The sequence below is a fragment of the Mycobacterium sp. Panama NTM2 genome (assembly GCF_054355555.1).
This window is the reverse complement of the sequence record NZ_JBTHXC010000002.1, coordinates 1-24,287: the sequence shown is the minus strand read 5'-3', so window position 1 is coordinate 24,287 and position 24,287 is coordinate 1. Positions and strand designations below refer to the sequence as shown.

The window sequence follows — 24,287 nt, the reverse complement described above, 5'->3', positions numbered from 1 at the left end:
GACGGTGGGCATCTGCTCGCCCGACCTGACCATCGGCCCATCAGTAGAAGGAGATCATCATGGCCCGCACGGCCCCAGCACGATCCAAGCGCGTCACTGTCGGCGAGCAGTTCCCCACCCTGCTGCTTAGGGGACTCAACGACGAACCCGTACAGATTCCCGACCCCACGGGCGCGCTAACGCACCTGCAGTTCCGGCGTTTCGCAGGCTGCCCGGTATGCAATCTGCACCTGCGCTCGATCAGCGGACGAATCGAGGAGATCAACACCGCAGGCATCCGCGAAGTGGTGGTGTTCCACTCCACCGCCGCCGAGCTGCGCAAATACCAAGACGATATGCCCTTTGCGGTGGTCGGCGACCCCGACAAGGATCTCTACCGCCGATTCGGGGTGGAAGCCTCGACAAAAGCCCTCAGACTCGCGGCCTGGCGCGCGCTGCCCGGCGGATACTGGCACGCCATCAAGACCGCGATCGCCAAACGCCGCTCACCACTGCCCGCCTCACCGACCAACGGCAACCTCGGACTGCCCGCCGATCTGCTCATCGGGCCCGATGGACGAATCCTCGCCGCCAAGTACGGCAGCCACGCCTACGACCAATGGACGGTGGACGAAATACTCGCCACCGCACGCCAACAGTGATCGCCATCAACAACGCCCACCGGGCGCGCAGGACTTCACCCACAACCCCAAGGAAACGCGATGAGCACCCAAGCCGACACTTCGCCACGCTTCAGCGTCACACGCACCACCCCTGCACTGTGGCGGGTCACGTTCGACAACCCGCCCATCAACCTCGTCGACCCGCTGATGGTCGTCGAACTTCACCAACTCCTCACCGAAATCGAACAAGACCACCACGTTGCCGTCATCGTGTTCGAAAGCGCCAACCCCGACTTCTTCCTTAACCACGTTGACGTCGCAGCCGACCCCTCACCACTCACGGCGCTGCCCACCGCGCCCTCGCCGTTTCATCACTGGACCAATCTGCTGATCCGGATCAGCAAATTGCCAGCCGTGACGATCAGCGCCATCCGCGGCCGAGCGCGTGCCGCCGGCAGCGAGCTAGCGCTGGCCACCGACATCCGCTTCGCCAGCCGCGAACGGGCGATCCTCGGACAATTCGAAGTCGGCTTCGCCGCCATCCCAGGCGGTGGTCCATCCAGCCGGCTACCCACGATAGTCGGCCGCGGACGGGCCCTGGAGATCCTCCTCGGCGGCCACGATTTCACCGGTGAGCTGGCCGAGCGCTACGGATACGTCAACAGGGCCATCCCCGATGCCGAATTCGACGCATTCGTCGACGCATTCGCACATCGGGTGTCACGCTTCGACCTGCTCGCCCTCGCCGACATCAAACGGTTCGTGAACAACGCGTCACTACCTGCCGACGCGACCCTGCTCTCCGAAATGGACACACTCATCGGGGCCTTTGCGCGCCCCGCCGCCGCATCGATCATCGCCCAAGCACTCAAAGACGGCTTCCAACAGCCCGGCCCACTCGAGCTCACACTCGGCGACTACATCAACGACGTCCGCGCCGCGCCGGGCACACTGCCAACCCGGTGACCTGTAAGCTCCCAGCGGAGATCGAGCATCGCGGCGGGCAGCTTGGGGCTGAGGGTGAAGTCGAAGTCTTCGAAGGTGTTGTGCTGTTCGAAGCGAGCGCGACCGACTCGCCGTGCCAGGGCCGCGGTCATAGGACTCGGGTGCAAAGGTTTAATCAATAGTGGAGTACGAAAAGGAGCCGTGACGAGGAGCTATGTGACGGCGAGGCCGCCGTCCACGGCGAGAACTTGACCGGTGACCCAGTCCGAACCGGGATCGGTCAGCTTGATGATCCAGGCTGCGACGTCGTCGGGGACGCCGCGCCGCCCCAGCGGAATGGTTGCCGTCTCCAGGGCTTTGACTTCCTTTATCGCGTCCTCGCTGAGTCCCATCCTTTCCTTTAGAAATGCCGTTTCGACAGGCCCCGATGCGATCGCATTCACCCGGATGCCTGTGGAGGCCAGTTCAAGCGCCCAGCAGCGCGTGAGATGCTCGACCGCGGCTTTACTTGCCGCATAGTGAGACAAGCCAGCAGCAGGTTTCGACCCGTATGTACTGGACACATTGATGATGCTGCCGTGTGATCGGGCCAGATGCGGAAGGGCCGCCTTAGCCATGAGAGTAGGGCCGATCACGTTGATTCGGAATGTGTTGAATATTGCTTCGATCGAAACGTCGGCGAGCGCGGCGAGGACGCCCGCTCCGGCGTTGTTCACGATGACGTCTAGGCGCCCCCACCGCGCCATCGCGAAATCGATGGTCCGATAAACGTCGTCAGCATCGCCAGCATCGGCGACGAGCCCCACGATGGCTCGGTCATCGCGTGCGATGTCGTCGAGTCTGTCCTGTCGGCGGCCGGTGATAAGAACGTTGGCCCCCTGGGCGGCGTATAGTTTAGCAGCGGCGAGACCGATGCCCGCGGCGCCACCCGTGATGATCACAGTCTTCTCGGAGAATTTCGGCATAATACTTTCCCATACTTTCGAAAGTGCAAGTCCAACAACAGACCAAGCGCTGACCCCATGGTCGCGACCCGCGCGGTCGACGAGGTGATGAATGATTCAGTGACCGCAACGTTCTCGCCAGGGGTCGGCACATGCCTAACCGACCATCGGTTCCTCCATTCCGCACCGTCGACGGATCACGCATTAAGTCGAGCGTCCATGGCTCGAGATATCTGATCGACATCGAGTTCCCCGGGTTGGGAAGGATCCTGGTGGTTCATGCTCCTCCATGACGATGTTGCGGAGCTCGCTTTCCTTCTTCTTGGTGTGCTCACGCAACGGGAACGCGGTGTTGTCATACAGGCTCATCGAACCGAACAGCGCGCCGTCCTGGAACATGACGCCGAACAGTGTGCGGATGTCGTAGAGCTCCTTGGCCGAGCACTCGATGATGTTGGTGCCGTCGACGATGATCTTGCCGCGCTCGGGGCGCAGCAGACCGATCAAAGACTTCAAGTACACCGATTTACCGGTACCCGAGCCCAGCAGGACGCTGACCTCACCGGCGGGGATCTCCATCGTGACGTCTTCCCAAATTCGCTGGGCCCCAAACGACTTCGTCAACCCCTCAACCGAAACATCAATACCCACCGGACATCCCTTCGTGCATGGCGCCTATCCTCAACCGCCTTACCACCAGTTGCCTTGTGTGCTCACCCGTGAGCCACATCGGCGATGCCGATGGTGTCGCCGATCCGGGGACGACCACCGGCATATGTGGCTCTTCCTGAGTCAGATCCACGTCGTCCTCCAGTTCCGGAACGATTGGTATGAACTGGCACAAGAACGTCGCCGCCAACGAACACGGATTATCGGTGTCGGCGCGTGCCGTAGACGGCGCCGCGCATGTGAGAATCGTGGCGAGCGCACCTGCGGTAGTGGCGGCCGGAGTTCGTCCGCGCCGGAGTACTTGGGCCGCCCGGTTGCGATCGATGGTCATCGGATGGTAGCGGTCATGTCGGGGGCCATGGCTGCCAGCTGGGGAGCCCAGCTGTTCCAGTCGTGTTGCCCACCCTGGGCAATGTCAAAGTGCCCGTTGCGTCCGCCTGCGCTGCGGTAGTGGTTATAAAAGGATCGATTCGAGCCCTGCGCCTGATCGCAATGGCCGATCATCGCCGCCGGATCACTGCATGTCAGAGTGGATGGGCTGTAGACCCACAACCGGGTGTCATTGTCGACAAGCAGCGGTACGTGCACGTCAGGGTCATGCCACTTCCAACGACCTAACTGCGCGGCCCCCCACATGGCCTGGTGTTGGACGTCTCGTCAGGTGATGACGGTGGAGGGGTTTCTCGTCACTTGTGCTGAGGATGTGGTGGGAGAGGGGGCGACCCTCAAACCCGCGTTGGACAAACTCAACGGCGTACTGGCGACGCTGGACAACCGAAAAGCTGAGATCCAGCAGTCGATCAAGGGACTGAACTCCTATGCGATGAGTTTCGGCGAGGTGTTGTCCGGGGGGCCCTTCTTCAAGGCCTACATCGCCAATCTCATTCCAGGCCAATTCATTCAGCCATTTGTCGACTCCGCATTCTCCGACCTCGGGTTGGACCCCAACGTCCTGCTGCCGTCGCAACGCACCGACCCGCAGACGGGTCAGCCGGGAACCCCGGCTCTTCCGGCGCCCTACCCGCGCACCGGGCAGGCTGGCGAACCGCGGATGACGCTGCCCGACGCGATCACCGGAAACCCCGGCGACCAGGCATGTGGTCCGCCCGCAATTGCGCTACCTGGTCCCGGCTGCTATCCCTACCGGGAGCCGTCACCCGCGCCTGCGCCTGGCGGTCCACCTCCCGGTCCACCGGCGAAGCAGGTACCCGATCCCAACGCATCAACGCCGCCGACGCCAAGCCCGGTGTTCGTACCCGCACCCGGCGAACCGACGGCCTCCAGTGAGGCGGGCAATGATCAATAACCGCAGAGTCAAGGCAGCGCTGACGGCGGCGCTGGTCGTCCTCGTCGTGGTCGGGGGATACGTTGTCGTGCAATTCATTCGAGCTTCGAATCGCACGCATGTCGTTGCCTATTTCGACAACAGCAACGGCATCTTCCCCGGTGACGATGTCCGCATCCGTGGTGTCAACGTCGGCAAGATCGACAAGATCGAGCCAGAACCCACCCGGGTGAAAATCAGCTTCTGGCTGGACAGCGAGTACGCGGTTCCCGCCAACGCCAAGGCCGTGATCGTATCGCCGACGTTGGTGACCGCACGTGCCGTCCAACTCACCCCGCCCTACACCGGCGGCGCCACCCTGCAGAACGACGCGGTCATCCCCCAGGAGCGCACCGCGGTTCCGGTGGAATGGGACGACGTCCGCGTTCAGCTTGAACGCCTCACCCAGGCGTTGCAGCCCACCGAGCCTGGCGGCAGCAGCACCTTGGGAGCGTTGGTTCACACCGCCGCGGACAATCTCCGCGGTCAGGGCCCAGCGATCCGGGACGCGGTCATCAAACTGTCCCAGGCACTTTCGGCGCTCGGCGATCACAGCGGCGACATCTTCACCAGCGTCAAGAACATCGCAACGCTGGTGACCGCGCTGAAGGACAGCGCCGGACTGCTCGAGACCCTCAACGGAAACCTCGCTTCGGTCACCGGACTGCTCGCGGACGAGCCCGGCGAGGTCGCCGGCGCCGTCAAAGACCTCAATGATGTGGTCGGCAAGGTCAGCAGTTTCGTTGCAGACAACCGCGAAGCGCTGGGCACCACCTCCGACAAACTCGCATCGGTTTCGACTGCTCTGAACGAGAGCCTGGACGACATCAAACAGCTCCTGCATATCCTGCCGACGACGGCGGCCAACGCCGCCAACCTCTATCAGCCCGCACAAGGCAGCCTCACCGGCATCGCCGCGGTCAACAACTTCGCCGACCCCATCAATTTCCTGTGCGGCGCCATTCAGGCGGCATCACGCCTGGGTGCCGAACAGTCGGCGAAGCTGTGCGTGCAGTACCTGGCGCCGATCGTGAAAAACCGCCAGTACAACTTCCCGCCGCTTGGCTTCAACCCGTTCGTCGGCGCCACGGCACGCCCGAACGAGATCTCCTACAGCGAGGACTGGATGCGCCCGGATTACGTTCCGCCGCAACCGGCTCCAGCTGCGCCGCCCGCCCCACCCGGCCCCCCGTTGGCCGCCGAACAGGCAGCACCCACAGATGCGGCGGCCATAGTCGGCGGGCCGGCGCCGCAGACCACCGACCCGGCAGCCGGGCTGGCGGGAATGATGCTGCCTGCGGGGACGGGGTCATGACGATGCGCAGCTGGCGACGGATACCGGCCGCTGTCCTGACGTGCATCCTGGCGGCCACCGCGGTCGCAGGCTGTGGGTGGCGAGGGCTGAATTCCCTGCCACTCCCCGGAACCGAAGGCGGTGGGCCCGGGGCTTACACCATCCAGGCGCAGATGCCTGATGTGAACAACATCCAGCCCAATTCACGCGTGCGCGTCGGTGACGTCACGGTGGGCACAGTCACCAAAATCGAGCGCCAGGATTGGCACGCGCTGGTGACCATGAAGCTCAACGGCGATGTCACGCTACCCGCCAATTCGACAGTGACACTGGGCCAGACGGCATTGCTGGGATCGCTGCACATCGAGCTGGCGCCGCCGACCGACGAAGCGCCTGAGGGCAGGCTTCATCAGGGCTCGCTGATACCGCTGTCATCGGGAAAGGCCTACCCATCGACCGAGCAGACACTGGCGACCGCCTCGTTGCTGCTCAATGGCGGAGGTATCGCCAAGGTACAGGACATCACCACCGCGCTGAGCACCGCGTTATCCGGGCGGGAGGGAGACCTCCGCAGCCTGATGGATCAGTTGAACACATTCGTCACCCGGGTCAACGATCAAACCGGCGACATCATCGCGGCCAGCGACAGTCTCAACCGCCTGCTGGGCCAATTCGCCGAGCAGAAGCCGGTTCTCGACAAGGGCCTTGACACAATCCCCGACGCCCTGGCGGTGGTCAATCGAGAACGGGAGAATCTCATCGACGCGGTCGACCAGTTGGGCAAATTCAGCGCGCTGGCTGCCGATTCGGTCAACAAGACCAAAGCACCGTTGGTCCAGGAACTCAAAGACCTTGGGCCGGTGCTGGAATCACTGGCCAACGCCGGCCCGGCGCTGACACATGCGTTGGACCTGATACCCACGTTCCCGTTCCCGAAATCCACCTTGACCAAGTGGTTCCGCGGCGACTACGCCAACGTGAGTCTGGTCGTCGACCTGACGCTGAGCCGGATCGACAGCTCCATCTTCACCGGAACCAGATGGGAATGCGATCTGACATGGCTGGAGATGCAGTGGGGCCGAACCATTGGCCAGCTGCCCAGTCCGTGCACCAACAGTGCGCCGCCCAACGGCGCCGGTAACCCCCTACTGGCGCCCTACCGCTACAACCAGGGACCGTAACCGTGTATCTCAGCAAGCTGGTCAGACGCCAACTGTCGGTCTTCTCCGTCGTCGCAGTCGTCGCCGGAGGCACGATGGCCATCGGATACCTCGACCTGCCCAAGGCGCTGTTCGGAATCGGCCACTACCAGGTGACGGTGAACCTGCCATCGTCTGGGGGGCTGTACAAAGACGGCAACGTCACCTACCGCGGGGTTGAAGTCGGCCGCGTTGAGGACGTTCGGCTCAACGGCGGCGGAGTCGACGCGGTGCTGTCATTGAAGTCTGACACCAAGATTCCCGCCAACGTCGACGCCAATGTGCACAGTCAGACAGCTGTCGGCGAGTTGTTCATCGAGCTCGTCCCCCGCTCCGGCGACGGCCCCAAGCTCAAGGACGGTGACGTCATACCTGCCGACCACGCAACGCTGCCCCCCGATATCAACACCCTGCTGGCTCAGACCAACGCCGGACTGCAAGCCATCCCCCACGGCGATCTCAAGACTGTGATCGACGAGTCCTACACGGCGATAGGAGGATTAGGGCCAGAACTGGCGCGCATCGTCAAGGGGGCAACTACCCTTGCCGCCGATGCGCGCGCAAACCTCGACTCGCTGACCACCGTGATCGATCAATCCAAGCCCGTGCTGGACAGTCAGATCAACTCCTCGGACTCGATCCGGGCCTGGGCGGCCAACGTCGCTGAGGTCACCCGCCAACTGCAAGAACAGGATCCCGCGCTGAAAGGCGTGCTGGACAGAGGGCCTGCCGCAACAACCGAAGCACGCCAGCTGATTGACCGGCTCAAACCCACGCTGCCCGTGGTCCTGGCCAACCTCGTCAACCTCGAACAGGTGGCAGTCACCTACCAACCCAGTCTCGAACAGATCCTTGTCCTGTTCCCCAAGGACATCGAAATGCTCCAGGCGGCCCAACTCGCCAACCGCGATACCAAGCAGGACTACAAGGGACTGTTCCTGTCGTTCAACCTCAACGCCAACCTCCCTCCGCCGTGCACCACCGGTTTCCTCCCCGCTCAACAGGTACGCTCGCCCAGCGAAGTGGACTATCCCGAACGGCCGGCGGGCGACATGTACTGCCGGGTGCCGCAAGACTCGGCGTTGGACGTGCGCGGTGCGCGTAACGCCCCATGCATCACACGCCCAGGCAAGCGTGCACCCACCGTCAAGTTGTGCGAGAGCGACGAGGACTATGTGCCTCTCAACGACGGCTACAACTGGAAGGGCGACCCGAATGCCACGCTGTCCGGCCAGTCGGTACCCCAGCAGCCGCCGGGGACGCCGCCACCAGCCGGTCCCCCCGCACCGCCACCCATCGCGGTCGCCCAGTATGACCCCGCAACCGGCACGTACACCGGGCCCGACGGTAAGCAGTACACGCAGACCGATCTCGCTCGGGACGGGCGGCCGCGCGCGTGGCAGGACTTGCTCATCCCACGCGGTGGTGACTGATCGATCCGACGTGGAGCGCAGCGCATGCGAGCTACACCAATGTTCTAGGTAAAAACGTGAGATGTGTTGATGGGCATTAATACCCAATCGGTCGAAGACGCTCTTTGGACGCCGGAGGTGGCTAACCGATTGCAGGTCGAAACCCTGACCGGCACCCCTCGTCTAAACCTACGGCCACATCAATCCCACACGATTCCAGATCGGGTAACCCCTTGAAAAGGACGAGTAAACCATGAGCTATGTCGCCGCGGCCGGCGAATTCAATCGCGACACCAACTACATCAGCAGCCGCATCACCGCTGACGGCCGCGACGGCTATCCCGTCGAACCAGGCCGCTACCGCCTGATCGTCGCGCGGGCCTGTCCGTGGGCCAACCGCACGATCATTGTGCGACGACTGCTCGGCCTGGAAAAGGTTCTGTCTATTGGCTTTTGCGGACCAACGCACGATACACGCAGCTGGACCTTCGACCTCGACCCAGGTGGCCTCGACCCAGTGCTGAAGATCCATTTCTTACGCGACGCATACAACAAGCGCATACCGGACTATCCGAAGGGAGTCACGGTGCCCGCGATCGTGGACGCGCCGACGGGCGCAGTGGTCACCAACGACTTCGCCCAAATGACCGTGGACTTCTCGACGCAGTGGACCCATTTCCATCGCGAGGGCGCCCCCCAGCTCTATCCCGAGCGACGGCGCGACGAGATCGACGACGTCGCTCAGCGCATCTACACCGAGGTCAACGACGGCGTCTACCAATGCGGGTTCGCGAGCTCACAGGATGCATACGACAGAGCCTACGACCGATTATTCAGCGCACTCGATTGGCTTTCTGAGCGCCTACAGACCCAACGCTATCTCGTAGGCGACACCATCACCGAGGCAGACATCCGGCTGTTCACCACACTGGCCCGATTTGACTCCGTATATCACGGCCACTTCAAATGCAATCGGTCGAAACTCACAGAGATGCCGACGCTGTGGGCCTACGCGCGGGATCTGTTCCAGACACCGGGCTTTGGCGACACCATCGACTTCGTGCAGACCAAGCAGCACTACTACATCGTGCACACGGATATCAATCCGACACAAGTCGTGCCGAAGGGTCCTGACCTGTCAAACTGGCTCACGCCGCACGGCCGGGAAGAGTTAGGCGGTAGGCCGTTTGGAGACGGCACACCACCTGAGTCGACTCCCGAGGGGGAACACATGCCCGACGGGCCCGAAGCCCGATAGTGTCAGACGGTCTCGACACACCAGACAGCACGGCGTACCTGCTCCAGCTCACAGACCTCGTCCTCGCACATACAGTCCTCGCGGCCGCGCATTCGAGCTGTCTGAGTCGCGGTCATAGCGCTTCACTGCCACCACACACTCCTCGGGCGTGGTATGCCAGCCACCGTAAAGCGTTAAATCCCAGAGCCCACCCGCGAATGGGATGCTCTTGATCCGAATGGGATGCTCTTGATGTTGTCGGCGTTCCAGTCCTTGGCTACCTCATCGGCCCTGACCAGTCGGGTGACACCGGGCTCCACCGAGAAGTTGACGATGTCGGCGGGCTTGCGGTCGACAACGGCGCGCGGCTGATCACCCGAGGCGCCGTAGTAGAACGTGGTCACGGCCACTCCCCTGCCCTCCGGCGTGGCGGCGAAGGCGTGGATGGTCTTGCTCCAGCCGGGCTTCGGCGCGGCGTGGGCACCACGCGTAGCGTCGTCTCACCGGTCGGCCGCTTGTCGCCACCGGCGACATCACCTGGCGGCCCCCCGCCGTATCCCGCGAGCAGGGTTGCGGTAACGGCCAATGCGGCTGCGCTGCCCCATGACTTGCTGATGTGCCTCATGAACCGCTCGATGTGGTTTAACGGCAGCGGCCGCCCGCCGCGTCGCGTGCCCGACAGCAGCAAGGTTATTCGGGGTAGGGCAGTGATTCGGCGGCACGTTCGATCTGCAGCAGGCTGCGGCTGGTTGTCATGCGAGTCGATTCCTCACTGCTGAGCGCGCGCACGGTTTCGATCTGCACCTGCACGACCACTCCCTCCTCGGCGGCCAGCCGCGCGGCGGCGGCGAGGGTGTCGGGGTCGCTGACGTTGACCGCCAGAGGGGTTTTGGTGCCTGACGGGGTGAGGTATAGGCTGCCGAGGCTGCGGCGGAAACCGTCGATGGTGCCGATCGCCCATCCGCGTTCGCTGTCGTAGTTGTAGTTTTTCAGTTCGCTGCCAAGCAGCGCGGCTCCGGCCTGGGTGAAGGCGACTTCGGTAGATCCGAGGCCGCGCTGGCGTATCTGTCCGGCGATGTCCCATCCAGCTGTTCTCATTGCGGATGTGGAGCGCAGCAGGCCTCGTCGCGCTTTGATCGGTAGGTCACGCACGTCGCTGCCGACTCCGGCGGCACTGGAGCTAGCGTTGGTGAACAGCCGGGCGATTGTGCGCAGCGCCTCCGAATCGGGGCTTGAGGCGAATTGGCTTGTGCCGCCGAGTGGTACATGCTTCGCATCTCCGTCAAGTGGGGCGTCGGCGCGCAGCACAACCCGCACCGAGCCGGGACCGAGCCCGTGTATGAGAAGGTTTCGATTCAGCGCGTTCAGTTGAAGTCTCTCTCGAACGATCGCTTTGGTGGCGTCGTTGACTCCGGCGACGAAGGTTGCGAGTTTGTCCGCGCGGGTGGCATGGCCCCGCACCCCGGCGCCCTCCAAGTGCAGGTCGAGCTCGACTTGTTCAGGCGCGGTTTCTTCGGCCCAGACGCGTTCTGCGGCCGGATCACCTTGTACCGTGCCCGAATACAGCTGGCCGAGTGCGAAATCCGCGGTGTCGGGGAAATGCTCGTATTCATAGCGGATGGCGGCTCGAAGCAGGTCGTCGTCGCTGAGGCCGGAGAGGTGGCCGAGACCGGTCATTGATCGATCACCTCCACGAAGCCCTTTGTCGCACTGTCGATTATCTCACCATCGGGGCCGATCACCCGTGACCACCACCGGCGTTGCCGCTCAACGGCATATGGGTTGTCGCGGTTCACCACCAGGGCGTCGGTGAGCCCGCCCATGCAATGCAGCTTGTCTGTCTGCACAACCAGGTCACTGTGCCCGAGGGTGCCGGTGACCGAGCCGAGAGTCCACAGCGGCAGTGCGGCATCACCGTGTACCTGCTCCAACGCGTGAGCTGGCACCAGACAGGCGAAATCGCCGTCGCCGGGCGTGTCGTCTTTATAGGTGCAGAAGCCGCCGCTGAGCCAAATCGTGATCTCGTGACGATAGAACAACTGTCTGACAAGGGTGATGTGAATCCGGATCGCATCCAGAATCAAGCCACGCCGCTCGCGCGTGTGATCGGCAGCGTCATCGACGAATCGAGAGCGTACCTCGTCCAACGTCGCCCGATGGATGCCCGGCGGTAGTGTTCCGTGCTCGCCCATGCAGCGCGGAAGCATGTCTACCCCCCGTCGACGTCGATCCGCTCCTTCGTCCTGGTGCGAATGTACGCAGGCCAGGGGTCCCCGGCCGCGGCGGCCTCGTCCAGTTCGGCGTCGGTCATCTCCTCCGGCGGCTTGCCGTGCCAGGACGGAGGCATCGCGCTGGTGTTGCTCAAAATGTCCAGCGTCTCGTCGATGCAGCGCATCGCATCCTGTGCGGCGGCCACGAGTTGGCCCGTCGCGGGCTGAGCAACGTCGACCGCGCTCAACGCGGCCCCAAGCCGTTGCCGCGCATCGACGAGGTTGGTCAGGTCGCTGCGGGTCGCCACCGCGCCGGTGTCGTCGGCGATGAATGCCCGAATCAGCTCGTCGATCGCCTTGCACTGGCGGGTGTTCATGCGCTGGGCCTCAGACGGCGGCTCATACCCCACCGCACCCGGCGCCCTCACCCCAGCCGCCGCGAACGCGGTATTCTCCGACACGTCGGCCAGGTAGGCGATCGCCCGAATCGACGCATCCGAGGGCCGGGTGGCATACGTGCCCTGCCGCAGCCGGTTCAGCGTCGCGTGCGAAATGTCATGCCCGCCGTGTTGCGCCAGCTCGGCTAGCCTGCGCCCGGACGCCCCACCGTAACGTTGCGCGGCGACGTCGATCAAATCGATCAGCGATCTGCTGGTCTTACCCATAGTCAGCCCACCGCCCATTAGCTCGGTCTGTTGACGCGTCTGTATGTTCGCGCGACACCTAGTGTTCTGCCACTTGTAACGTGAGTCAAGCGCAACACACCGCATCGGCGGGCCTGCAATCGAACTACAACCCTGTAACCTGCCTCACGTGTCAGACGCCACTCGCCTTTCGGGTGGTCGCTCGGTGCTTGGAGCGGGGGCGGCTTTGCACGTCGTCACGTTCGGGCCACAGCCGTCGGCCCAGGGCCTGTTCCAGGCGGGCCAGGGAGCCGATGTCGCAGAGCACGGTGCCGGCCAGGATCCGTCCGATGGTGGTGTGGGCCACTCCGCTGGTCGCCGCGAGTGCTCGCTGGCCGGTGGCGGTCTCGGTCATGGCTGCGCGCAATGCACGCGCGAGCTGCTGCGCGGCAGGTGCCGACGGTGGCGCGTCGGGGTCCAGGTCGGCGTCCGGCCAGAACCCCCGCAAGACGTATGCGCTCGGTGGGCGGTCACCATTGCTGCGCGACACAGGCCCACGATATCCCGCCCCACCGTCGCCGCAGGCCGACGTGTCGGACCCCTCTGCTCCAATGGTGCATACACGCACCACTTGGGAAGGGGTCACCATGATGATCCAGCTGTCATCAACGGCGGCGCCGCATGCTGAGGCCCGGGGTGCAGCTGCTGCTGCCGCTGCAGTGGGGGCCGGCCATGGCTGACGGGAGCCTGGCCGCGGCGGTGCAGGCGGTGACCGGTGCGTGGATCGCCGATGGGGTGCTGGCCGCGCAGACGCTGGACAAGTTCGGTCTGCTGATCCGCCGATTCAGCCGATTCGCCGCAGTGCACGACGTCACCACCCTCGCCGCAGTCGATCACGCGCTGGTCGCGAAATTCGTTGCGGCCAAAGGCCGTACCCGCCACGGTGTCGTATCGGACGCGGCGGTGGCGACCATGCACAACCGCCGTGCGGCGCTGCGCGCGTTCTTTCGCACCGCGCGCCGGCTGCGGCTGACGCTGGACGACCCGACTATCGACATCGCCGTCCCCGCCCGACAGTCGTCCTGCCAGCGCCCACTGTCCGAGGATGAGGCCGCGCTGGTGCGGTTGTTTTCCGAACGCACCGCCCCGACTCGGCACGCCGCGACCGCGGCGTTGCTACTCGCCGGCGCGCACACCTCCGAGCTGGGACACATCACCGCCGCCGATCTGGATCCACAGGCCGCAACCGTGTGGATGCACGGCTCGAGCAAGTATCGCCCCCGCACACTGACGCTGGACCGCTGGTCGATGCGAGTGCTTTCCGAGCGCGCCGCCCACCTCACCCGCCCGCTACCCAGCCCCAAACCCTCGCCGGTGTTGTGCACCGGCGCCGGCGGAAGCGACGCACATAAGCAGGCCCGGGTGTGCGTGACCGTGCGCGAAATCCTCTCCCGCGCCGAGCTATCCGACGACTCCGGGGTGCGGCCGGCATCGCTGACCGCCTTCGCGGCGCGCCGCGAGTTCGACCGCACCGGCCGCATCGAAGACGCCGCGCGTCTCATCGGCTCACCCTCGCTGGACACCACCGCCGCCCTCATCGGCTACCACTGGCATGACCGGGCGGGCCCGTTATGAACCCCAAAGACCGGTCCCGTAAAAAGGCCGGCGCCTACGGCGCCGAACGCATCAAGCAACGCGAGCTGCGCCGGGTCGAAACGCCAATGGATCTCACGCTGCTGGAGATCGACACCATCGAGGCGATCGCCTCCCACGAGGTCATCTATCAACTCGCCGCGGTCCTGCCCGTCCACGAGCCGGGAACCCCGGGCCGGCGTCCGCACTACCCCCCATGGGTGCACGTGCTGCACAAGGCCCTAGCCGGGGTGCTGGGCTCGCACAGCAAGGCCGCCCGCGCGATGGCCCACCCCACCTACTGGCGCACCATCCGCCACCGGGCCGCCAAACATCAGCCACCAAGGGCGCCGCGGCGCCCACCACAGCGCTGGCACCACAACTACGCCCAACGGCTACTCGACGAGTACACCGACAAGCTGCTTGACACGTTTCGCCTGCTCGCGCGGCGGCTCGCGCGCGAACTCGGTTGTCTCGACCCAGACGCTGGGGTGTCCCACACCAGCCCGGCGCGCGGGCAGTACGTCGTCGGCGATGGCACCGTTGTCGCCGCACCAGTGCGCAAGGCCACCGCCGACCACTGGGCCGAACAAGGCGGACGCCACGTGCACGCCGGCATCGAAGCCCAAAACGGCGACAGCGACACCGAATTCCGCTACGGCACCAAGTTCGCCATGCTCAGTACCCGCCCCGACACCATCCGCAACAACAGGGTCATCCTCGACGTCGACGCCGTGCCAGCGGGCAAGGGCTACGGCGGTGAAGCTCGTGTCGCTCTCGACATGATCGACCGCGTCGTCGCCGACGCCGACGTACGGTGTGACGGCGTCTGCTACGACGGAGCGTTCCGCGGCAAGCACATCGACCGCGCCATGAAGCTCGGGTTGACCGTGCTCTCACCGATGCACGACAGCACCCGCGTACCCACCGCATTCGCCCGACTCGAGTGCTCGTGCGGCGACGTTCATGACCTGTGGACCGAAGATGGACGGATCTGCGAACGCCAGATCCTCGACGCCGGCGACAGACACATGCAGCCCTGCCCGGTGGCCAAGATCTACCCGCGCGGCAACGCCGACGACAGCCACCGCTGGTACATCGAGTTCGCCACCCCATCCTGCGGCACGGTGCATCGTACGCGTATCGACACCACCGACGCCGACCGCAGCTGCGGCTACAACCGCGCCGAGCACCTACGCCAGCACGTCAAGACCGACGACCGCGGCAGCGTCTACGACCGTTGCTATGGCTGGCGCGAAGACAGCGAAAGCCTCAACAACACCCTCGACCGCACCCTCTATGGCGGGCGGATGATCGCTTTTGCTGCGGTTCGCCAGTTGACCGTGATGCTCGGATTCGCTTTGGGCCGAAACGCAATAGCGGCTTACCTGCACCGCCGACGACACCCCGAAGAGCGAACCGCCTAACGCCGCCACCACGACAGCGAGGCTCACTCAGGCCGGCCACGGACGCCAGCGCGTCGCGTGGCTATCGTCGCGCCCGCTACACTCACACCCGCTACTCCCCGACGACCAGCTAATTCGCCGGGAACAACACCAGGACGCCACGAACACCGCCGAAAACCACCCCGCGCTCCCACCGGCTAGGTTTTAGTCAGGTATCCAAAGACGTCCCGGTGGACACCACCGCTGGCGAATGTTGTGCGCTGTCGCTGGTCGATTCCAGGGCTGGTGGCGAGTCGATCGGCTTGAGATTGAAGATGCTGCGGATGCCGTTGTTGATGCCATCGCCAACCTCGTTGACAAGTCGGTTCGCGTCGAGCATCGGCCCGTTGAGGTCCACTCCGAGGCCGGTCATTGCGCCCAGGCCGTCATCGATGACCTTGTTCACCTGCCCAGTGGCCTCATCGAGCGCCTTCGCGAGCGGGGTGAGCCCACCCTGCACGTCGTTGATGATCGGATTGAGCGTGTCGCGTACTTGCTCCAGCGCCTGCGATATGAGCTGCGCGACGGCGACGCTGACTGCGTTGCGGTAGACCAGGTTTCCGATCTCTTTGTTGCCGAAGATCTCGAACTCGCCTTTGTCCGGATCGAGAAGATTGGTCTGCAGTCCGGTGATGATCGAGTTGAAGACGGTTTGCGGGGTCTCCAGGCCCATCTGCCAGGTGATGGGGTTCTGCCAGAACTTCGCCTGGGTGCCGGCCATGTCCCAGCCGCGGGTGAAGGTGGCCACCCCTTCGGCGTCCACGGTCATGTTGACGTCCTGGTAACCCTGGGCGACCAGTTGGGTGAGCACATCGGCGAAAGAGTCCGACAGAGTGGTGGAGAATCCGAATCCGGGCAGGTAACTCAGTGTGCGGGGGATGAATTGGATGGGTTCCAGCAGCGGCAGACGACCCGAGTCGTAGGTGACATACAGGTTGCCGTCCGCGCCGACGTCGACGTGCAGCAGGCTCATCAGGTCCGCCGTGTCGAGCAGGTGATTGATCGTCCCGGCGCTCAGGTTGCCACCGGTGAGATCGCTGATCACTTCGAAGAACGCATCGACGTTCGGGGGCAGCAGATAGGTCGGCGCGACCTGGCCGACGCCGCTGTTGAACCACGCCAGCGGGTTGAGCAGTGTGGACGGGGCATCGGAGATGATGTCGTATGCGGCCCCGAAGTCCCACACCGTGACGTTGCCGTCCATGACGGTGATCGGTATACCCCAGTTGTTGGTGTCCTTGTGCGACGCCGTTCCGTCGGCATTCGACAGATTCAGCCCGACCGTAGACGACAGCGGGTCCAGCAGCGAGAGAATCCCGCCGCCGGTGCGGCTCGGGTTGCGCAACGCGATCGCCAGGATCGCGGTCTTGGCGAAGGCTGGATCGTTGAGCAGCGTCGGTGAGGCGAGCGCGAAGTTGGTGCCGCCCAAGCCGATTGCCGGGACGATAGCGAACTTGCCGGCGTCGGAGAAGAACGGCCCGTCCCAAGTGCCGGGAACGTTCAGCGGCAGGTCTCCCACGAGGGTTTCGATGATCTCGGTGTCGATGCCGGTGATGTCGCCGAGCAGCCCGATGATGACCGCGGCCGCGTCACCGGCGGCCAGCGCGGTCTTGAGCGCCGACAGCGTGCCCTGAGTCAGGGTCGACCACTGCAACGTGTTGATCTGGTCGACGGTCCCGGCCGGCCCCATCGGCGGCACGGCGATCTCCGGGATGGAGATGTTGCCCAAGATCGGCAGATTGACACCGGACTGCAGTGCGGCGACCAGGGCGGCGAGGTTTTCCACCGTCTGCTTGAGGCCTTGCCCCGCCTCGCCAGGGACGATCTGCGCCAGCCCCGCCATCCCGTTGAGGAAGTCCTGCGCGGTACCCATGCCCAGGGTGCGGAACGCCTGCGGGATGGGTCCGATCGGATAGACGCCAGTCGAAGCGGCGAGGTTCACCTGCGCCTCAACGAGCCGTGTCGGGGCGGGTGGCGGCGTGGGGACGGCTGCCGCGGTGGTCAGCGCGGTGACGGTGGCCGCGGCTACGACCGTGGCGGCCAAGCGGCGCGAGGTGGTGGACATTGACGCTCCTAGAGGGTGTTTGGCTGGGGCTGTTCAGATACCGGCAGCGGACATGAGCTGCTCTCGGGTATCGGTGTCCAAGGCGGTCAGCATCGTCGTGAGCCGCCGCACATCGGGGTCGTGCGCGACCTCTAGCCAGCGCAATTCGGAGTCCAACCATTCCCCGTAGCCGCTTTCGGGACTGGTGAAATACTCGCTTCGGATTCCGAAGAACTCGGCGATCATCTCGACCGTTTGCTCAGAGGGCCGCTTTCGCTCGCCTGTGCGAAGCTGCGACAAGTACGGCGCCGACAAAGCCAGACCGCGCATGCCCAACCAACGGACCAACTCTTGACTGGTGTACGGCCCCCGACCAGGAGGGTAGATGCTGGAAAACAGCCGATTCAGCTGTGCGGCAAAGCTGTCCGACCGAGCTGCTGCGTCCGCAGCGGTCTGTGTTGTCGTCATTCGGGACCTCTGTTCTCTAACTGGGATGCGGGATCTGTCTCCGCGGTGTTCGGGGCGGCCCGCCGGATCACCACTTCGAGGTCTGCGTCGTCGCCGAAGGCGGCAACCATGCGCTGAAAGACATCGCCTACATGGTTGTATTGCGTTGTGTCGTTGCCGAATTCGCCGCAGTTTGTGATGTGGCTGTGGTAGCGGGCCACTCGCGGTGCCCGACCAGACGGCGCGTCGTAGGCGAAGTGGGTTCGAATCATGATGACGGCGGGCGCAGATCGGTCGCTGAACCGTCGTTGCTCTCGGGGTGGCCGTTCGGAGTCAGCCATGCGACACCCTCCGCTTACGGCCGACAGTGGCCGATGAGGGTCCCTGCTGGCGATGAAACAGGCGCATAGTCCAGGTGGAATAGGCGAGCACCCATACCCAGGCGACGATTGCCAAGGTGGCCGGCCACAACCAATGTGGCGTTCCGATGGCGGCAGCGAGCGCCCGGTCATCGATGGGCGGGCTTGCGAGGAGGTAGGGCACCAAGACGACCAGCAGTGCCAGCACCGCCCCCGCGACGGAAACCGCAAGAGCGAGAAGCGCGGGCCCCAACACCTCGGTGCCTTGGCGGTAGCGAGCAAGGATCGCCATCGCCGAAAGTATTGACACGACCAGAATCACGACCGAACACCACGGCCCTACGCCACTGATGAACGCGGCGCCGCTCACTTCGACGCCTTTCGATGCCGCGCCCACAGCACCGTGAGGATCGCTGTGCTGGCGGCGACGGCGAGAAAGAAAGTGACCGGCCCGATCACGAAGTGTCCCCTTGCGCCACAGTGCTGTCAGGGCGAGTTTCGGGTGCCTGCGCGCCGGTCGGTGAGCGGGGCTCGAAGGAGTCAATGCAGTGGCGGATGTGGGCCGAGGCTGCCTGAGCCCGGCGACGCGCCTCCCAGCACAGGAAAAGCACGCCCGCGCCACCAACTAGCCAGGCCAGCGCTGTGAGGGTCACGATTCGGTTCCTGAATCTCTCGTGGTGCGGGAAGTGTCCGCGCGCGGTGCCGATGTGGAAGTGGCGCGGTCGCTGCCGCTGCCGGGGGATCCGGACCTACTCGACACACTGACCGTCTTCGGGGACCGCGGCCGCGACACCGCTTCGGAGCTCGCGGCCTGCCTGGAGGTCCGCATGTGCGGGCGCGTGCTGGTGGTGGTCACACGCGCGTCGGCGGGTGTGACCGCGGTGTCGTCGTGGCCTGTGGGGAAGTCGCTGCCGCGAGTAATGCTCGTCGCGTCTTCCTGCGGGCCGGGTGGGCCCGTGGTGCCTGGCTCGTCGCTGTCGGCATCGAGATCATCGGCGGGAGCGGTGGCGGGTTCTGACAGTGGGTCCTGTGTGGCCGGTGCGCTGGAGGAGGAGGTCGGCTCACTGCTGGTTTCGCCGAGTGTTTCCGTATTCGACTGCGACACTGCGGGATCAGTGTCTGGTACTGGATCAAGACCCGGCTCCTGAGAGTAGGACACCAGCGCGGTCTGCGATCGTGATGGCGATCCCGGGTCATGGTCTGCACGGCTCGCTGCCGCCTGGTCGCCGGCGTCCCCCACCGCATCGACAGCGGTCGCCGTACCGGGCCGGTGCGCAGCCTCAATGCGGCGCAAAACCGTTCCCACGCCTTCGGCCACCCTGCTCAAGCCGTTGACGACCACGCGCACCATCGATTGCACCACCCGCGCCAGGACGGGGGCACGACCGGGCTCGTAAGCGGAGTCAATGATCGGTTTCAACTTCCGGTGCCAATCATTGAGCAGGCCTTCGTCTACACCGAGCGCCTGCAACGGCCGCAGCAACGGCAATAGCCCGGTCGCCCGGATCAGGTAGGTCGTGGTGGTTGCGCCGAGCGAATTCACGGTCGTGGTGATATCGGCCAAGGGAAAGTTGGCGAGATCCACGGCGTAGCTGTTGGGATTGTGAAAGGTGAGGGTGCCCAGGACCGCGTTGAGGACAGCGAGCACGTTGAGCTGATTAACCGGCCAGTGGCCGAGCCCGTCGTATTCGTGGTTGAGCACGATCTGATCGAACGGGGATTCGTCTGGCCGGGTGACGAATGAAAGTCCAGGCAGGTTGAAGCCCCAGTTGCGGCCCATCACCCCGGTGTCCCCGGACGGGCCTGCCATCCGCACGAACAGCACGTCGCGGGCCTCGCCCGCCGCGAGCAGCGCCTGCTCCAACAGGCTCAGCACAATATCGCCCTGCGAGACCCCGATCAGCACCAGCCGATCTCCGGGCGGCGCGGCCTCCAACGCCGCTACGAGGTTCGCCAACCCCTCGGCTACCGAGGCGTTCAACGCGGTCGCGCCCTGGAACGGAAACAGTGCCGCTGCGTAGCCGATCTGCAATGCCTGCTCACCGAAATAGGTAAAGGCCGCTCCGATGTCGGCCAGATCGATCATCTGCTGTGGTGCGGGATTGTTGCGTGTGCCCGAGAGGTAGAACACCGAGTCAGCGGCCTGCGCGGGTGTAGGACTGATGACCACCGTGGGCGCCGCGATCAGCGCCGCACAGACCGTGGCCCCTGCCCACCGCTTGGCCCAGTGCGTATTTCGGCGGATGTGGGGAGTCGTCATTTGCCGGTTCCGGTCCGGCTGTTGTCACGTCCCGATCCCCGTGGGGTGGACCGTTGCTCGGCGCGGTCGGCCCGGTCCGTGGAAGCCCGCTGCCGTGATGGCGACGTGGCCGTGCGCGGTCCGCGCCGCGGCGAACGGTCAGACTGCACGGCACCGTCTTCGCTGCTGGCTTCGTCTGTGCGCTTGCCTGCCTGCGTGGCGTTGTCGACGCCTGACGTGTGCCCCGTATCGGGCTCAGCCTCGGTCGTGGTGTCGGTGTCGTCAACCGGTTCATCGGTGCTGACCGTTTCGGTCTCGCCTGTCGAGTCGCCGCTGTCTGTCGCGGTATCGGGTTCGCTCGGTTCAGTCGGGTCGGCGATGGGTTCGGTTTCCGCGACTGGCGCGGTCAGGGATTCCCCGACGTCCACCGGATCGACTGTCGTCTCCTGTGCGGTGTCCGGGTTCGTCGTGCTGACCAGATCGTGGCCGCCGTCATCATTGGGCACGTTGATGAGCTGGGCGTCTGCATCGTCGGCTAGCACCGCAGTGGTTTCGCCACCGGGGTCGCCGGCCGTCTCGCCCGTGCCCTCCCGGTCGGCGGCATTCTCTGCCACACCTGTTGTCGTTTCGTCTGTTTCATCGTCGGTGGGCTCTGAGACGGGCACTGAGGGTTGCGGCAGTGCGCGGATCACCAACCCGAGTGCTGCCTCCATGACCGGCGTCACCGCGATCGCGACCTGAGCCACGACCGCCGACACCGCGTTAGCCACGGCGGTGAACGCCTGCCGCAGCGGACCTGGCATCAGGTTGTAGATCACGGCGATCGCAGCGTTGGGAATAACGAGCGCCTGGTTGGCCAGCCCAAAACCGACCGAGGCGAGCTGCAAGTACAGGTCCCGTGCGGCCGTCATGCGCGGTGCGGTGTAGTCGGGCAGTTCACCGACACCGCTGGCCGCGATCAGTTCGGCAAGCACCTGCGCGGCGGGCTTGGGCTTACCGTCGGAGGTGAAGAGTCCGAAGTTGTACTCGTGGTTGAGAATCCCGGTCTGCGCGTCTTGAGAGGTGTACACAAACGCCGGACCCGTATAGGGCAGCTTGGACCACGCGGTGAGGAAGTCGCGCAGCAGCGCGGCCTGCTCGGCCTGGGTGACACCCCATCCGGGTGTGGTGGCTGTGCCGTACTCGGTGGCCCAGATCTGCTTGTCGCCATCGCCGTTGGCGACCATCAACTCGTAGAGCTTGCGCACCTGGTCCAGCGGTGTGTTGGCTGTGCCCGCCCCGGCGGAGAATGGCAGTGTGTAGTGATACGGGTGATACGACAGAGCATCGAAATAGCCTGCGGCGCCCGCGGCGTACATGTCAGCCAGGAATCGCTGCGGGGTCACCGAGATCCCGGCGACATTGGTTGTCGCCCCCAGCGATCCTGCGAGTACCATTGCGTCCGGGTTGGCGGTCTTGATCGCGGTGTACGCCGCTTTGAGCATCCGGGTATATCCCGCGGGATCGACTGGGGCGTAGAAGATTACGCCGTTCGGTTCGTTCCACACCTCGTACGCTGCAATCTGCGACCCGTACCGGGCGGCGACCGCTCCGGCGAACGCGGCGTAGGTGTCCGGATCCGGGGCACCGGCCAGCGGCAGGCCCGCCCACGTCGGGGTCGCCGTCACGCTGCCGGTCAGAGTGAAACCCAGCTCGCTTGCCGTGGACACCAGGGCGTCCATCTTCGCCCAGTTGTAGGTGCCCTTGACGGGCTCCATGTACACCCACGGCACCGCGATCCGCAGATCCGTGACGCCCAAGTTGCGCAGCTCGGTCAACCGTGCCGCTAGCTCATCAGGACCGAGGTCGTACAGATGCGAGTCGGCGACACCGAACACTGGTGCGGCACTGCTGGTTTCCGCCAGCAATGAGATGGCCACCTCGTGGACTGGGCGGGCTCGGTCAGTGGTGGTAGCGGTTGCCGGCGCGGTGGTCAGCACCGAAGCCAGCGTGACGGCTGCGACTGTGCCTGCGGCGATCTTGGCCCGCAACAGCGGGATCGGAGTGGTCATTGTCGGGTCCCCTGCCCAGAAAGTGATTGTTGACGGGGACGGTAGCAGTGTATTCAACATGTTGGCAACGCATCATCGGGCAAGCGCTCACATCCGCGCCCGGCGAAACCTAGGCCGGGCTCAGCCCTACGTCGGAGTCATCCACCAGATCAGTCGCCAGCGTGGACAGTTCGCACGAGATCTCGGCGGCAATATTGCGCTGCCCAGGCGGCATTCCAGGTAGGCCGCCAATGGCGGATATGACCTGCTCGGAAGCCTTCTGTACCGCTTCGGCCTGGGCGTTGGACACCTCGGATGCCCCTTCGGCGAAGGCCTCAACCGCGAGTCGGGCCAAGGCGAGTCCCGCCGCCGCGAGGTCGAGGGTGCGGCCGGCTGTTTGGCTGGCTACACCCTCCTGGTCGGGTAGGTCGACAGACATGGCCACCCCCTTGCTGGCGTCTGACCAGCGGAGTGTATCAAGTGTATTGGTTACACGTCGCTACGGTTCCGCGGACGCGTGTAGTTCGGCCAGTCGTCGCACCACGCCAACGAGGCGGGCCCGCTTGGACTCGTCCGGAAGCTCGCGAACCGCTGACGAGAGGGACTCCATCGAGACTTCCAACTGTTCACGAACCAGTGCGCTCCTAGCGCGCCGGGATGCCGCGGGCATAGCCGCGACCGCCTCCAAGGCGACTTCGGCGAACCGCACCACAGATTCGGCGCACAACACCAAGGCTTCTGTCGGGGCAACCTCGCCGTGGCGGCTCACTGCCGCCTCCAGTTCCGCCTCTGACGCCCTGTACATCTTCGCAAGCTTCGGCACGACCGAACGTGGAGGCTTATAGCGGCCCGTTTCCCAACCCGACACCGCAGCCGGAGCCACTCCAAGAGCTTCCGAGACCGCGTGCTGCGTATAGCCGGCCACCATCCGAAACAGCTTCAAGGTCCATGACGGACGTTCGGGGAGATCGAGATAGTCTTCCGGTGTCCCCCCAAGGACCTCAACCATCTTCACCAACAACTCCGTGGACGGTGCACTGCGTCCGCTACGAACGGCACCTAATGTCGTCCGATGAACCTCAAGCCGGGACGCCAACTCCTTCCACGTCACACCGGTCTGTGCAGCCCGAAGGGTGAACTTGGCCGCTGAGAACACCTCCGCTGTCGAATCGGCCATCCCGAAACGGTAGCAAGCGTGACCGCGCGACATCGCAGCCGAACTCACCGCAGCACATGCGGCGTGAAAGCCAGGAGTCACGGGTCGTCCCTTTCGCGCCGAGTCGACCTTTGTCGACTACCCGTTGGCGTGGAGTCACCCTCTTGCACCCACCCCGCCAGGGGGCGGTCTCGACTACGCATGAGCCTGGCCCGCCTCACCCAACCGCCGACGCGGCTGCGGTCATGCACTCTGGCGCACCCACCACTTGCCCACAATCCACCGGGGTCCCGGCCTGCGTACCCCTCAGCAGAACTACGCCTGGATAAGAAGAAGGTCACGGACACCGCACCCCTGCTCACGCCGAGCCCGCCACACCCTTAGACGCACAGAAACCAGCAGCTCAGAGCCATAATCAGGTTGACACCGCCTCTCCGTGATGGTAGGCTATGGCCATCCACTTAGAAAGGCAGGCG

At 64.7% G+C, this 24,287-nt stretch carries 22 protein-coding genes and 5 pseudogenes; 9 read left to right on the top strand and 18 right to left on the bottom strand.

What is annotated here, in order from left to right; translation table 11 throughout:
* Positions 1 to 59 precede the first annotated feature (59 nt).
* Both ACXYX3_RS26690 and ACXYX3_RS26685 read left to right on the top strand, forming a co-directional pair.
* Positions 60 to 641: a peroxiredoxin-like family protein gene (locus tag ACXYX3_RS26690; protein WP_023363462.1), complete on the top strand. Its 582-nt coding sequence runs from the start codon at positions 60 to 62 to the stop codon at positions 639 to 641.
* A 60-nt stretch (positions 642 to 701) separates the two neighbouring features.
* Complete coding sequence (locus ACXYX3_RS26685) at positions 702 to 1,568, top strand: enoyl-CoA hydratase/isomerase family protein (protein WP_023363464.1); 867 nt, start codon at positions 702 to 704, stop codon at positions 1,566 to 1,568.
* On the opposite strand, the pseudogene ACXYX3_RS26680 reads toward ACXYX3_RS26685, so the two are convergent.
* The 4 genes and pseudogenes from ACXYX3_RS26680 to ACXYX3_RS26665 form a co-directional block, all read right to left on the bottom strand.
* Positions 1,559 to 1,696, bottom strand: a pseudogene (locus ACXYX3_RS26680) (ATP-binding protein); the annotation flags it as partial. The gene ACXYX3_RS26685 and the pseudogene ACXYX3_RS26680 sit on opposite strands and share 10 nt — an antisense overlap.
* 63 nt (positions 1,697 to 1,759) lie before the next feature.
* A complete protein-coding gene (locus ACXYX3_RS26675; RefSeq protein WP_023363468.1) occupies positions 1,760 to 2,512 on the bottom strand; it encodes an SDR family NAD(P)-dependent oxidoreductase in 753 nt (250 codons plus the stop codon).
* A gap of 246 nt (positions 2,513 to 2,758) precedes the next feature.
* A pseudogene (locus ACXYX3_RS26670) lies at positions 2,759 to 3,142 on the bottom strand (ATP-binding cassette domain-containing protein); the annotation flags it as partial.
* Positions 3,143 to 3,487: 345 nt separating this feature from the next.
* Positions 3,488 to 3,811: pseudogene (locus tag ACXYX3_RS26665) on the bottom strand (alpha/beta hydrolase-fold protein); the annotation flags it as partial.
* Between the two features lie 70 nt (positions 3,812 to 3,881).
* Between ACXYX3_RS26665 and ACXYX3_RS26660 the strand changes: the two are divergent.
* The 5 genes and pseudogenes from ACXYX3_RS26660 to ACXYX3_RS26640 all read left to right on the top strand — a co-directional run.
* Positions 3,882 to 4,466, top strand: a pseudogene (locus ACXYX3_RS26660) (mammalian cell entry protein); the annotation flags it as partial.
* Positions 4,456 to 5,799: a virulence factor Mce family protein gene (locus tag ACXYX3_RS26655; protein WP_074362278.1), complete on the top strand. Its 1,344-nt coding sequence runs from the start codon at positions 4,456 to 4,458 to the stop codon at positions 5,797 to 5,799. The pseudogene ACXYX3_RS26660 and the gene ACXYX3_RS26655, both read left to right, overlap by 11 nt.
* Before the next feature lie 2 nt (positions 5,800 to 5,801).
* Positions 5,802 to 6,959 carry a virulence factor Mce family protein gene (locus ACXYX3_RS26650; RefSeq protein WP_079457956.1) on the top strand — a complete coding sequence of 386 codons (1,158 nt, stop codon included), beginning with the start codon at positions 5,802 to 5,804 and terminating at the stop codon, positions 6,957 to 6,959.
* Positions 6,960 to 6,961: 2 nt separating this feature from the next.
* On the top strand, positions 6,962 to 8,410 hold the full coding sequence (locus ACXYX3_RS26645) for an MCE family protein (RefSeq protein WP_023363477.1): 1,449 nt from the start codon (positions 6,962 to 6,964) through the stop codon (positions 8,408 to 8,410).
* 232 nt (positions 8,411 to 8,642) lie between these two features.
* Positions 8,643 to 9,647 carry a glutathione S-transferase family protein gene (locus tag ACXYX3_RS26640; protein ID WP_023363479.1) on the top strand — a complete coding sequence of 335 codons (1,005 nt, stop codon included), beginning with the start codon at positions 8,643 to 8,645 and terminating at the stop codon, positions 9,645 to 9,647.
* 48 nt (positions 9,648 to 9,695) lie between these two features.
* Here the strand turns inward: ACXYX3_RS26640 and ACXYX3_RS26635 are convergent, their stop codons facing one another.
* The 6 genes and pseudogenes from ACXYX3_RS26635 to ACXYX3_RS26610 all read right to left on the bottom strand — a co-directional run bounded on the left by ACXYX3_RS26635 (position 9,696) and on the right by ACXYX3_RS26610 (position 13,009).
* Entirely contained in the window at positions 9,696 to 9,851 is a 156-nt protein-coding gene (locus tag ACXYX3_RS26635) for a deazapurine DNA modification protein DpdA family protein (RefSeq protein ID WP_418887908.1), read from the bottom strand.
* Positions 9,848 to 10,251 (bottom strand): annotated as a pseudogene (locus ACXYX3_RS26630) (sulfate ABC transporter substrate-binding protein); the annotation flags it as partial. The gene ACXYX3_RS26635 and the pseudogene ACXYX3_RS26630, both read right to left, overlap by 4 nt.
* Positions 10,252 to 10,316: 65 nt before the next feature.
* Positions 10,317 to 11,303 (bottom strand): hypothetical protein, encoded by a 987-nt coding sequence (locus tag ACXYX3_RS26625; RefSeq protein WP_023363483.1) that lies wholly within the window; start codon positions 11,301 to 11,303, stop codon positions 10,317 to 10,319.
* A complete protein-coding gene (locus tag ACXYX3_RS26620) occupies positions 11,300 to 11,818 on the bottom strand; it encodes a DUF6932 family protein (protein WP_023363485.1) in 519 nt (172 codons plus the stop codon). Before ACXYX3_RS26620 ends, ACXYX3_RS26625 begins: the two co-directional genes overlap by 4 nt.
* Before the next feature lie 17 nt (positions 11,819 to 11,835).
* Positions 11,836 to 12,501 carry a hypothetical protein gene (locus tag ACXYX3_RS26615; RefSeq protein ID WP_023363487.1) on the bottom strand — a complete coding sequence of 222 codons (666 nt, stop codon included), beginning with the start codon at positions 12,499 to 12,501 and terminating at the stop codon, positions 11,836 to 11,838.
* Between the two features lie 151 nt (positions 12,502 to 12,652).
* Positions 12,653 to 13,009: a helix-turn-helix domain-containing protein gene (locus ACXYX3_RS26610; protein WP_023363488.1), complete on the bottom strand. Its 357-nt coding sequence runs from the start codon at positions 13,007 to 13,009 to the stop codon at positions 12,653 to 12,655.
* Positions 13,010 to 13,140: 131 nt separating this feature from the next.
* Here ACXYX3_RS26610 and ACXYX3_RS26605 point away from each other — a divergent pair, with 131 nt between their 5' ends.
* Positions 13,141 to 14,094 (top strand): site-specific integrase, encoded by a 954-nt coding sequence (locus ACXYX3_RS26605; protein ID WP_225332378.1) that lies wholly within the window; start codon positions 13,141 to 13,143, stop codon positions 14,092 to 14,094.
* Positions 14,091 to 15,518, top strand: a complete 1,428-nt coding sequence (locus tag ACXYX3_RS26600; protein ID WP_023363492.1) for a hypothetical protein — start codon at positions 14,091 to 14,093, stop codon at positions 15,516 to 15,518. Before ACXYX3_RS26605 ends, ACXYX3_RS26600 begins: the two co-directional genes overlap by 4 nt.
* Positions 15,519 to 15,705: 187 nt before the next feature.
* On the opposite strand, the gene ACXYX3_RS26595 is transcribed toward ACXYX3_RS26600, so the two are convergent.
* The 8 genes from ACXYX3_RS26595 to ACXYX3_RS26560 all read right to left on the bottom strand — a co-directional run bounded on the left by ACXYX3_RS26595 (position 15,706) and on the right by ACXYX3_RS26560 (position 23,832).
* A complete protein-coding gene (locus ACXYX3_RS26595; protein ID WP_083128747.1) occupies positions 15,706 to 17,601 on the bottom strand; it encodes a PE-PPE domain-containing protein in 1,896 nt (631 codons plus the stop codon).
* A gap of 33 nt (positions 17,602 to 17,634) precedes the next feature.
* A complete protein-coding gene (locus ACXYX3_RS26590) occupies positions 17,635 to 18,048 on the bottom strand; it encodes a hypothetical protein (RefSeq protein WP_068920337.1) in 414 nt (137 codons plus the stop codon).
* Positions 18,045 to 18,368, bottom strand: coding sequence for a hypothetical protein (locus ACXYX3_RS26585; RefSeq protein WP_083128752.1), 324 nt, complete (start codon positions 18,366 to 18,368; stop codon positions 18,045 to 18,047). The genes ACXYX3_RS26590 and ACXYX3_RS26585 overlap by 4 nt, the downstream gene beginning before the upstream one ends.
* Entirely contained in the window at positions 18,361 to 18,783 is a 423-nt protein-coding gene (locus ACXYX3_RS26580) for a hypothetical protein (protein ID WP_068920335.1), read from the bottom strand. The genes ACXYX3_RS26585 and ACXYX3_RS26580 overlap by 8 nt, the downstream gene beginning before the upstream one ends.
* A gap of 252 nt (positions 18,784 to 19,035) precedes the next feature.
* Complete coding sequence (locus ACXYX3_RS26575; protein ID WP_458612302.1) at positions 19,036 to 20,517, bottom strand: PE-PPE domain-containing protein; 1,482 nt, start codon at positions 20,515 to 20,517, stop codon at positions 19,036 to 19,038.
* A gap of 125 nt (positions 20,518 to 20,642) precedes the next feature.
* Entirely contained in the window at positions 20,643 to 22,676 is a 2,034-nt protein-coding gene (locus tag ACXYX3_RS26570; protein WP_165799852.1) for a cellulase family glycosylhydrolase, read from the bottom strand.
* Positions 22,677 to 22,785: 109 nt separating this feature from the next.
* Positions 22,786 to 23,094 carry a hypothetical protein gene (locus ACXYX3_RS26565; RefSeq protein ID WP_125939771.1) on the bottom strand — a complete coding sequence of 103 codons (309 nt, stop codon included), beginning with the start codon at positions 23,092 to 23,094 and terminating at the stop codon, positions 22,786 to 22,788.
* Positions 23,095 to 23,154: 60 nt separating this feature from the next.
* On the bottom strand, positions 23,155 to 23,832 hold the full coding sequence (locus ACXYX3_RS26560) for a helix-turn-helix domain-containing protein (protein ID WP_068920331.1): 678 nt from the start codon (positions 23,830 to 23,832) through the stop codon (positions 23,155 to 23,157).
* Between the last annotated feature and the right edge of the window lie 455 nt (positions 23,833 to 24,287).